The sequence below is a fragment of the Pseudomonas sp. NPDC096917 genome, from assembly GCF_044762555.1.
GTDB lineage: Bacteria > Pseudomonadota > Gammaproteobacteria > Pseudomonadales > Pseudomonadaceae > Aquipseudomonas.
Map to the genome: position 1 here is coordinate 67790 of NZ_JBIWEO010000004.1, position 5546 is coordinate 73335.

Sequence of the window (5546 nt, forward strand, 5' to 3'; positions counted from 1 at the left end):
GCCACTGCCACAAGCTGCGATGGGCCGCTTGCCACTGAGAAGCCTTTGTTCAAGTACCCGCTAGGCACCCAAAGTCGTCCAGTCGATACCTTTTTCCAGTTCAAACCGACAGACAGGACCACCCAGCAATAGCTGCGCCTGGATGGCCTCCTCAGCGTCGGCGGTATGGCCCCACGGAACGGTGTCCATGCCCTGTAGCAAACCCGCCAATAGGCCCCGATCAAGGCGATCGCCGAATCGGGCAACGACAAAATGTTTCGCGCGGCGAAATCCAATGTCGGCGCCGAGGAGTTGGGCAGCCAACGACGATGCCCCGTAGGCCGTCACTGTTATTTCAGGGATATGCCGAACAATCATCCCCGACAATCCCGACAATGATAACGACCCCGCCGCCACGACTTGCCGGAGGTCATCCGCCATGTCCGAACGCTTAAACAAGCAGGCAGCGACCAGGTCATCCCCGACATTGAAGACTCTGCGTCTGGAGAGATCCCCAAGCGCCTCTTTCGGCCACTTGGCCGCAAGGAAAAGGCTAGCCTGCCTGAGCGTCTCATAACGAGCGGACCACCGCCTATCTCCCTCGGACGCCTCATTCAACCAGTACGCATACCTGTCAATCAGACCCCGGCAATCATTAAATCCCCTGCGTAAGCAACGCAATAGTAGACCCCGAATAACTCGGCTACGCGCTATCGAGGCGACCAACGACGACATCGGCAGAGCGTGCAAGGCGACGTATTGCGACGCGTCATCGAGTACAGCTCGATAGCGCACCATCGTGGCCAGTATCGCCCTCCATTCCTGCCCGCTGAAACGTTCGGCAAAGCCATCGACGGCTTCGTTGGCGACATATGAAAAATCGTAAGAGGCATCGAACAGTAAACGCGTAACAACCACAAAGTGCCTGAGCGCCTCGTAATCCCAAGGATCTGATCCCGGCGCAGTCAGCCGTATGTAAAGCGTCCAAGTTCCCAGCACGTGCTCGCGTCGAACCGTCAGCGCAGGAAACATCCAGGTGCGAAACAGATCTAGAAACACCTCAAACGCCAAGACCCGGGCGATTTCGTCGCTGGGACAATCAGGCGGCTCCGTCCATTCAACCGAAATCTGCCGTGGCGTGAACACGTAACTCGCCTTGTGCGTTCCCATCGGAATCTGGATCTCTAGTAACTCGCGCTCAAAACGCAGAACTTTTGTCGAGCGACTACTAAACGTTGAACAAAAGTGTTCGAGCGCTTGCACGCGTTTTGGCAGTCGCAACGTATCAAGCTGCAACCCGGCCAAAGAGTATTGATGAAGGAGATTGTGTAGAACGTGCGGATTTTCATATCGCGCGGGTGTGCCGCAGGAGCCTGCAATCAGGTCAAATTCGAATCGCCAGTTGCAATCCTGTATGTCAAATGACTCAGGTATCCCTTCATCAGCCCATTGACGCAACCAAATTTGAAAGCGCTCAAGCACTGCGCTATCACGCTCAGTCAACGATCCCATACTCAGAAACCCGATCCACCCTTGCATCACATTCAGATAGCAGCGATAGCGGGTATCGTCGACCTTCTCAACAGTACGTCCCAGCAACCCCTTCAATGAGGCGTCGTAGATTTCGATTAGCGATCCTCTGATCTGCTCGCCCAAGTTCTCCAGACCGGCATCATGCAACGCCCCCCGTAGCGTCCAATAGGCGTTATTGAGTTGCGGAGCAAGTCTCTGCGTCCCGTCGCCCCCCGACACAATGCCTCTGAATAACTCCACTGACTGCCGGAATGCATCCACCGGCTCAAGAACGACTGGATTAATGAGAGCCTGCCGCGCAAGCAAGATCGCACTTACGATCGGCAACTCCAATGAGCGGATGGATACTATCGCCTCGACAAGCAGACCGCCTTCAAGGTCGTACACCAATGCATCGAGGTAGGAAACGATCTCCTCTAGCGTATAAACCGGCAGTTGCGCCCCTTCCTTTCTAACAAAGGCCACACTTTCAAGAATCAGGACGGCGTGGTCGCGCCGAAATGCCGTCACTTGTGCGGCCGCCGAATAGAGCAAGCGCTGCAACGTCTGCGGCGGCACCCAGCACGTCGCGGCTTCACAGTTGAGCAGTGCCATGACGATTCGAAGGTCACCACTCCCGATCAGCGCACGTGTTGCGGGGGATAACGCGGACAGTGCGTGCAGCTCCTGCTGGGATGCCCCCTGCAAGACCTGAAAGGCACGTTTATAGTCTCTGGCGAACTCAGTGAGCGGGTCGCATTTTTCAGGCTCTCGCGAGTGCTGTGAACGCCAGATTGCCGCGAACAGAGAGGGTGACTCCACGGTTCCATCAGCGAGCTGTATCCACCTTGTCGGCCCAGGCTGCTCGGTGCGGGCGATCAGACTGCCCTTGACTTCACTCGCGATCGGCAGGCGACGCAACTCAGAAAGGACTTCGACACAGTCCTGTGCGACCTCACCACCGGGTAGCAACACCTCATCAGTGAAGACAACACCGCAGTCATCGGGCAGCACCAACTCTCGGCGAGTCTCACTTTGAATGGACCGCAACATCGTCGAGTCGCCGAGAATGCAAGCACCACGATCAAATACAACGCAGTCTGCTCCAACAGGCGCTCGTCGAGTGTCCATCTTGATGCAGGTGATTTTCTGCTGGCGAAACATGATGCCAGCGTGTTCCTCCGCACTGCCTTCATCCACCACGACCACTGCCACATCAGCTTTCTCATTCGCATTGAACACGAGATAGCGGCGCCAGGCGCTCATGAGATCGGGCGCCACTAATGCGCGCCCCGAAGCGTGTGTACCTAGCGTCAACAAGCTTGCTTCAACGACATCGTAACGTCCGATCAGCGCTTCACGGCATGAATCGCTAAGCACTTCACGGTCACGAAAGTCACCTTCCAAAGACGCGGGCCTAACCTGAAGCAAATGTAAATGCTTCACCGTCGTCATACGCAGATGACGTCCACGCCAGAGCCTAAGACCTGAGGAAGCCGGACGCAATGCCAAGGTCGTCGCACGGGAGCCCGTACTCTGAGCGCAGGCGAAACCAAAACCGAGTGTATGCGCGACGTTCATCAGCTTTGGATTCCTCGGCATGACGGTCGTGACGGACACGAAACCCAGCGTCGTCTCCAGCCCCCATTCGCAATCTATCGCCGCGAAGTCAAATGCCTGCATCAACTCATTACATACCGACTCCATATAATCCAGAACGGCTGTATCCAGATACGGCGAATGGTCAGGGGCGATATCGTCGCAGACCTCAATTTTCAGCAGTGGCTGCACAAAGCATGGAATCGCATCGGTATCACCATAATGTCCCGAAAGTGCAAGCTGGCGTTGTGCGTGCTCTGTTGATCCACTCTTGGCCACAACGGCAATGCACCGTGTCAGCGCTTGTGGCTCATGACATATAAGGCTTTCATAGCCGCCAGCATTAACGAGATCAGTTAAGTCCTCGTGCCCCGCACTGCGTACGATCCAGGGCGCTGGACCACACACCTCCTCCACCCGCTGCCTCAACTGCGGAAAAGCTGCTTCCAAAGTAGTTGCGTAGATCGATACCGCGTCGGCCGCCGGCGGCAGGCTGCCAGTCACGATGGCCGGCAATGGGGCTATAGGAAACACGCGCAGGACGAGATTGCTCAGAGACGCGATTTTGCGAATATGCAGAAGTCGATCTACTTTAGGTGAGTAGCGTTGCTCGTCTGTGGTCATGATTTAGTACGCAGTATTCGATGCCCCATTGTCGCTAATGAACAAAGTCATCCGGCACTCTTCACGGCTTCAACAATGATAATTGCAACCAAAAATACATCAACAAACCTTATACCTCAACCCAACCTAAAACCACACAGCACCATGTAAGAATCCACCTACAATTACACAAGTTAAACCTTATATTTATATTAAGAAATGTATTACACAACAACCAAACCTTTTAATACTTACCGCCCTCATCCTGACTTTTTCGATTAAACGTTATTTGACTACTCACGCGATCGAGTGCAATTTAAAAAAATAGAATGTTTGCATTACAACAAAAAACGCAACTCGCTTACGACGTAACGAGTCATGCGAGTATCAGCTTGATTCCCTTCGTTAAGTAAAGATCAACCCAAAATGATCACATCCATGACACTTCACTTCATTCGCCAACTCATCATTCACACTATCTGCAATGTGACCGGCGAGCCTGCGAAAGAAGTGAGAGCCCTCGACAGGGTTGTACTCAATACACGCGACTGGGAACAGGTCTTCAGCCGGCTGGAGGCGACGCTCGACATCCAGACCGGCATGATGACTTCTACCGAGCGGGCGCTCTCCATAGACGCGTTGGCGCATGAAATACACAGCAAGCTATCAGACGACCTCAGCACTTGACCGAGGCATTACCCGAATCTTTTTGAGTCCTCACAAACACAGAAAGAGCAAGCATAGACGCCACTAACGTGGTGATTCCAGACAGTAAATCGTAGAAAAGAAGCATGCATCTACAGCCTGCCCCACCAGATTGATCATTTAAAAAAACGAAGGCCCTTCGCCCTTGTCGCAGCTTTCGCAGCAGCTACAGCATTCAACTCAGCCGCTTATCCAACCATCCCACCACCCGCCCATGAATCCCCGGCACTTCTTCCAGCAACCCGCTCATGCGCATAAAGTCGTGGGTCATGCCGGGTTCTTCCAGCAACAGTACGTCGTTGCCCGCGACTTTAAGCTGCTCGGCATAGGCCAGCCCTTCGTCATACAAGGGGTCATAACCCGACAAATACACCAGCGCCGGGGCCAAGCCACTGACATCCGCCGCCAGCACAGGTGAAATACGCCAGTCACTCAGTTGCTCTGCCGTTGCGTAGTGCTTATAAAACCAGTCCATGGTTGCGGTTTCGAGCAAGTAACCCTCGGCATAGCGCACATGGGAGTCACGCTTGCAGCTGCCATCGGTCACCGGGTACAGCAGCACTTGCGCACGCGGCACGATGGCCACTTCCTGGGGCTCGTACACCGCCAGAATCGATAGCACAGTACTCAAGGTCCCGCCCGCGCTGTCTCCGGCAAACGCTACCCGCGAGGCATCCAGCCCCTGTTTGGCGCCGTTCCGGAGCAGCCAGTTCACCGCATCGCAAGCGTCATGCACCGCCGTCGGAAACACCCATTCCGGGGCCAACCGATAATCCACCGCCAGCAGCGCAAACCCCCCGAGCGCCGCCAATCGTCGACACAGCGCGTCGTGGCTGTCGAGGCTGCCAATGACATAACCGCCCCCATGAAAATAAACCACCACCGGCACAGGACTGACCTCAAGCCCGGGTCGACGATAAAGCCGCGCCCGCAGACTAAAGCCATCGCGTGCCGGGATACGCAACTCGTCGCTGTCCACGTGTGGCACCGGGACATCGAACACGCTGGCGCTTAGCTCAAACTCACTGCGCGCCTGCGCCGGGGTTAGCGCATGCATCGGCAGGCTCTTGCCGGTCATGCGGCCCATTTCAGCCAGGCTTAAAAAATCTTCAAGATCGGGTAACAACGACATCGCAATTTCCTTGTAG

3 protein-coding genes are annotated in these 5546 nt (G+C 55.1%); 1 reads left to right on the top strand and 2 read right to left on the bottom strand.

Annotated elements, in window-relative coordinates; translation table 11 throughout:
• Positions 1-60: 60 nt before the first annotated feature.
• A complete protein-coding gene (locus ACIQYF_RS06355; RefSeq protein WP_402858225.1) occupies positions 61-3714 on the bottom strand; it encodes a hypothetical protein in 3654 nt (1217 codons plus the stop codon).
• A gap of 405 nt (positions 3715-4119) precedes the next feature.
• Between ACIQYF_RS06355 and ACIQYF_RS06360 the strand changes: the two genes are divergently transcribed.
• On the top strand, positions 4120-4380 hold the full coding sequence (locus tag ACIQYF_RS06360) for a DUF6137 domain-containing protein (protein WP_402858228.1): 261 nt from the start codon (positions 4120-4122) through the stop codon (positions 4378-4380).
• Positions 4381-4573: 193 nt separating this feature from the next.
• Here the strand turns inward: ACIQYF_RS06360 and ACIQYF_RS06365 are convergent, their stop codons facing one another.
• Complete coding sequence (locus ACIQYF_RS06365) at positions 4574-5530, bottom strand: alpha/beta hydrolase (protein WP_402858231.1); 957 nt, start codon at positions 5528-5530, stop codon at positions 4574-4576.
• Between the last annotated feature and the right edge of the window lie 16 nt (positions 5531-5546).